This is a genomic window from Leptolyngbya sp. CALU 1928 (assembly GCF_056784215.1).
The window spans coordinates 1-5,331 of the sequence record NZ_JBXBCE010000015.1 but is presented as its reverse complement, the minus strand read 5'-3'; the positions used below and the strand labels follow the sequence as shown (position 1 = coordinate 5,331).

General features: G+C 42.9%; 6 protein-coding genes. 4 read left to right on the top strand and 2 right to left on the bottom strand.

The features are described from left to right. On the top strand, positions 1-627 hold a 627-nt coding region (locus AC1S5B_RS22710; protein ID WP_482037950.1), incomplete at its 5' end, for a protein rep. Between the two features lie 350 nt (positions 628-977). Next, positions 978-2,117 carry a hypothetical protein gene (locus AC1S5B_RS22705; RefSeq protein ID WP_482037949.1) on the top strand — a complete coding sequence of 380 codons (1,140 nt, stop codon included), beginning with the start codon at positions 978-980 and terminating at the stop codon, positions 2,115-2,117. Here AC1S5B_RS22705 and AC1S5B_RS22700 read toward each other — a convergent pair. Together AC1S5B_RS22700 and AC1S5B_RS22695 are read right to left on the bottom strand one after the other, a co-directional pair. Next, a complete protein-coding gene (locus tag AC1S5B_RS22700) occupies positions 2,089-3,168 on the bottom strand; it encodes a hypothetical protein (protein ID WP_482037948.1) in 1,080 nt (359 codons plus the stop codon). The two genes, AC1S5B_RS22705 and AC1S5B_RS22700, sit on opposite strands and share 29 nt — an antisense overlap. A gap of 79 nt (positions 3,169-3,247) precedes the next feature. Further along, positions 3,248-3,784 carry a hypothetical protein gene (locus AC1S5B_RS22695; protein WP_482037947.1) on the bottom strand — a complete coding sequence of 179 codons (537 nt, stop codon included), beginning with the start codon at positions 3,782-3,784 and terminating at the stop codon, positions 3,248-3,250. Positions 3,785-4,405: 621 nt separating this feature from the next. Here AC1S5B_RS22695 and AC1S5B_RS22690 point away from each other — a divergent pair. Next, complete coding sequence (locus AC1S5B_RS22690) at positions 4,406-4,639, top strand: hypothetical protein (RefSeq protein ID WP_482037946.1); 234 nt, start codon at positions 4,406-4,408, stop codon at positions 4,637-4,639. Positions 4,640-4,974: 335 nt separating this feature from the next. Next, positions 4,975-5,331 (top strand): protein rep (locus AC1S5B_RS22685; RefSeq protein WP_482037945.1); only part of this gene is annotated, 357 nt, incomplete at its 3' end.

The following is a 5,331-nucleotide window of genomic DNA, read 5'->3' as shown; positions in this document are numbered from 1 at the left end:
CTGCCTAAAATTGTTGAGGCTTACCCAAAACATCGCTGGTTATTTTTGACTTTGACTCAGAAGAACGTCCCAATCACTGAACTTAGACAGACGTTAACTCACATGAATGAGAGTTTCAAGCGGATGGTAAGGTTCAAAACTTTCCCCGCGATCGGCTGGCTTCGCTCTACAGAAGTAACCAGGGGTAGAGACGGTAGCAGCCACCCTCATTTCCACTGCCTACTCTTAGTCCCCAGTTCTTACTTTGGCAAGAAATATATAAAGCAATCCGAGTGGGTTGAGATGTGGCGTAAAGCGATGCGGCTGGACTACAACCCTATCTTGGACGTGCAAGCAGTGAAGCAAGGTGATAAACCAATGAGCTTAATCGTGGAGCTATGCAAGTACGTTACTAAAGAGAGTGACCTGGTGGCAGACCGTGGGTGGTTCCTAGAACTGACCCGGCAAATGCATAAGATGAGAAGTATTGCGACGGGTGGCATTTTGAAACAATACCTAAAAGAGCTAGAAGAGGAGCCGGAAGACCTCATCGGCAAAGATGAAGAGTCTGAGTTGATGGATGAGGCTTCGCTCTATTTTGGGTGGAAGAGACGGGAAGCCAGGTATCGAATGGTTGATCGACAATAAGATTGTCAAGAAATGTGTAGAAAAACTAATAGTAGGACATTGCAAGATTTTGTCTTACTTATTGATTATTTCTTGTTGAAAGTCAGTAGGGGATTGCTATTGGAGTTTGTAAGACAAAGTAAGTTTTTTGTCGTGCCTATATTTAGCGTTTTCAAAATCCATACACCCTCCCTATTGGTCAAGATTTCTTAATAAAAATTTATATGATCACCATAGACAGGTTTGAATACCTATGGGACGTTTAAATTTAATCCAATCTAGTGCAAGTGTATTTTCCCTTTAGGAAGCTCGCCCACGCGTATGCGGCTATGGGATAAATCTAGAAAATTGCTGTTAAGGACTAACTTTTTATGGCTCAAATGATCTCTGCTAGAAAAGCTGACATTCCTCTTGGAACTACAAATTTGGAGGTTTATCAGCTTCCTGATGGTAGGTATCGTTTGAGTCAGTCTCAAATTCTTCAGCGTATTGGTGAACCAAAGAACTGGATTTCGCGGTTACAGTTAGAGTTTCCAAATGCGCTGAAATCCCTTCAGGATAAAGGGTTTAGCGGTTACAGTCTCTCGGTAAAAATCGAAAATGATCCCAAGGTGCGTCGTGCAACCACATTGAGTATTCCTGATGCCCTGATAATTTGGAATTACTTTGGGTCTAAAGGTAACCAAAACGCTTCGGCGCTAATTCTAGCTGCTGCATCTGAGATGATTGAGCGTCGTGCGGATAAAGCGTTTGGTGTGGCTCGAACAGAGGAAGAGTATAACCAGCGATTTAACGACGTTTTTCGTTATCTTATTGCTGATAATCCCGAAATTTGTGCTCTTTCAGAGAACCAGCAGATTAAAGTTTCAACTCCGTTACACGGCTTTTACGATGCTGTTGAACGTAAGCTTAGTAGTGCTTACAAGACTGGCGGCATTCCTGGGATGTCGAAGGAGGCAATTCGCAAAGAGATTGCATTTCTTGCCGCTCACTCCCCATTAGAGTATTGGAAGCTTACACCCCAACAAGAACTGCGTTATACCCTTGGAAAGTTAGTGCGTGCTAAGTATCCAGATTTGATGTCTGGAATCGTTCCAATCAACGTTGATAATTTTGCTCAAAAAGCGGTTTTTATCTTTCAAATCAACAATCTCATTGTTGATGTTGAAGATATTGAAGATTGCGCTCTTGCAAGACAGTATGTGAGGCTTGCAAAGGAACACCTGAATGTTGACCATGCTTTTCTATTCTTTGTTTCCCCGTTTGGAGCCACTCCCGCCGCTTACACATTCATTCAAACCCGTTTACCTGGCGGAGCCGATGGTTGCAAGGGTTGTGTAGGGGTTTTAACTATTCAGGAGCTGGCTAAATTCTTTAAGGTTCAAGCTTTAGGTGAGAGACATCAAGGCATTGTTAAAGGTGAAATCAACAAGGCTTTCAACGTCTTAGATTATAGAATTCCTGATAGTCCTTTGGAGTTGCTTATGGGCTATCAAACTCCATTTCTGTAGGCGTTGATGGTTTCAGCCACCATAGGTGTCCTGCTTTTGAGGAAGTTGGTTTTTTGCCAGTCCATTTGAACTTATAGTCGCCAACCTCGTGCCACAGGTCTTTTTGTTTCTTCGATGTTCTGATTGCCTGCAATTTTTGTGGACTCCAATTTCCATCAGGCTTATTTAGTCTGAGCAATGCAAGCAACTCTGATGTTCCTATCTCTTTTAAACCTAATTTCTGATTGACAACCTCTATTGTGGATTCATCGATTGTCAAATCCTCGCTGCTTTTTCCTTTTTTTCTATCAATGTCCTGGTTAATAGTGCCACCGACTTCAATTCTCCATCCAGGTTTTCTTGGTTTGCCAGAAGGTATATACATAATTCCTTCATAAGAGATGGTTTGTTTTCTTTGGTGACGTACTCTGACTGCACTGATATTCATGTTTGTTAGTGCGGCAACTTTGCCGTGGCTGATCTCTCCTTCGTAGTCTTGAACCTGGCTAGGCATAATGATTTCTTGATTGGCTCCTTCGCTAATTAGGTTGTCTGATGCCTCCAGCAATAACAGATTTTCTATAGTTGGATAATTTGTCTCACTTTTTGTCTTGCTTTCTATTACATATTCAATTGCTTTCTGTCCTAACTCTTCGGTCTCACTTTTTGTCTTGCTTTCTGTTTGACTTTGTATGACAGCCTTTGGCTTAATCTTTAAAACTTCTGGAATCTCTGAACTGCCTGAACTTCTGGAATCATTCTCTAAGTTTGCAAGATGTTGTAATACTTTGTCTTGCTTAGTTTGCTCAGTCTCCATTTGCAATACTTTTTGCAATACTTTGTCTTGCTCGGTCTTCATAAGCTCAAGTCTGTAAGACAATTCGTTGACTCTTGCAGCTAGGTCTAGTCCTGATTCACTACTACTAGAATCTTCAGGTGTTAATCCAAGAGCTTGCTTAAGGGCTTGAACTACAAATCGGCTGCGATCTCGCTCACCGACCTTTGCCATAAAAACTTCGTATACGTCTAAGGGAAGTCTGAAGGTAAACGACTTTGCCTGTGTTTTACTCATCTTGCAATTGTCTTACTAAAGTCTTGCAGACTATTGTAGTGCAGTTATCTTGCTTTGTAAGACAGTAAGATTGAATAATTTATGAATTCCAAAGTCCATCTCTAAGTTGTGGCTCATCACCTGGAAGAGCCAGTCGGATGATGTCTTCCATTTGCATCTGCTGCCATTCTTGAGGGCTGATCGTAGCTGCGTAGGCTTCATAGAATAATCTCCGTTTCTCGTCGATGCTCAGGGGCGCTTCACCGAAGGCATCTCTGAAAAAGTCATTTAGCGCCACTTCGGTGAGAGCTAGCTGTAAAGCCAGCGCTGCTTTTTTACCGTCAAAGACTGCGTAGGCGATAAGTCGGTTAAAGTCCCGCAAACTAATAGTTTCAGGGGGTCTACCTGAGTTTGTTGCCACTTTTGCGATTTCTTCCGTGAAACCTAGACCCTGTAAGGCTTTGAGTGTGTTGCCACCCCTATCAAGAACTCGCCCTAGCCATTCTCGCCCGTACCCTAAAACCTCACTTGCTCCAGTCAGCCCTACTCGGAATTCTCCATCAGGCAGTCGATACCCATCGACCTGAAGCCCATCGAAGAATTTAACTGTTTCCCGCTCTGCCTTGATCGGTTCCATAGCTCACGCAAAAAATGGATGCCTCACTATACTCGCGTTGGGTGTCTAAAGAGACTTTGAGGGGCTTTTGTATCGCGTGTATTGTGTGAATTAATGGGTGGCATACACGCGATTGTACAGTGCTTGTCAAGTCTTTTGAAAGGCTTCAGATCAAGTCAAGGGCGCGACGGTAGGAGCGGCGTAGCGTACCCTTGACGGGCAGATGGAACGCTAAACTCTTGGGCTATTCCAGGGGGATGCATCACGATTCAGAACTCACAGAGGTTTAATAGCATCCCCCTGGAATATGCCACGCGGCGAGCGGTCTTGGAGGGGTTTCTCATAAATCGACTTTTATGAGAAAAAAATTCTCATAATGGCTAGCTAAAAAAATCATAGTGGCTAGCTAAAAAACGCGATTTTGACTTATTAAACTGGCTCTGTTTGTTTGCCTGATGGGGGTTTTACAAAACTTAATTGTCAAAGAGGCGCTGTATTTTTCTGAGAAAATTGTATGTAAGAATCAACAATTTTTGTTTGCTTTAATAATCATTGCAGCCACTGACGGATTCTGTTCTCATATAAAAATGAGACGAAAGATGTTCTAGATCTTTCGTCTCTATCAAATTATTAAGTTGGGTCATGCAACAAAAATACTTTCGCAGCTACCCTGCTCTCCAGGATAGCTCAGATCAATATGCTGTTTTGAAAAAGAAGGGTCTTCTGATTCTTTTAGCTAATCGTCAGCTACAGATTGTTTGGGGTCTAGTTTTGCTAACAACAGTTGGAAACTACGCCATTTTTATGGGTGGCACTGTTACCGCCGAGATCACGCCTACTTGGATTCGCGTGGAGGTGGTTGGTAGACCCAAATAGTAGCTTTGTAGAGACTTGTGTACACACTACCGTGTTTCATAACGATCGCACTGTTTTTATCAGATGCGATCGCCAAAAGTTGATTTAGAAATTCGCGTAGCGTCCACCTTAGCGAAGCGCACTTGAATTATTAGGCATAAAAGAACGCGCTGTGTTCTTTTATGCCCTGTCGTAGAAAGCATTTGCGGCTATTAGGAGTGAAATCCTTCTAACAGATCACCTAACAGATTGCCTGTACATTTGTACTGTTAAAGGTTTATAGAGAAAAGTGCTTTAAAGCCCAAAACCCGCGTACATTGGGTTTACCACAACACAATAAAATACGCGGGTTTTGAATGTCTGATCCTGATGGGTCAGATTTAAAGGCTTTTGCTATTAATAGCATAACCTGTGAATCTGACGATTCAAACAATCAGCAGCCAGCCTTATCAGAAATTAGCCCAGGCGACAAGCCGTGGGATAAACATCGTTCATTCGCTGATAAGGTAGAAGGCTTTTATCGAGGTAGTGAGTTCTCATCCTATGGAGAGCGGATTCACTACTGCTCTGAGTTGCTGCAATTCGGTTTGGCGCTGCAAGATGATGAGTCGCTAAAACTAAAGCTAAGGGCTGCTCGATTTTGCAGGGTGAGGCATTGCCCTGTATGCCAATGGAGGCGGTCTTTGCGCTGGAAGGCGAAGGCTTATAAAGTG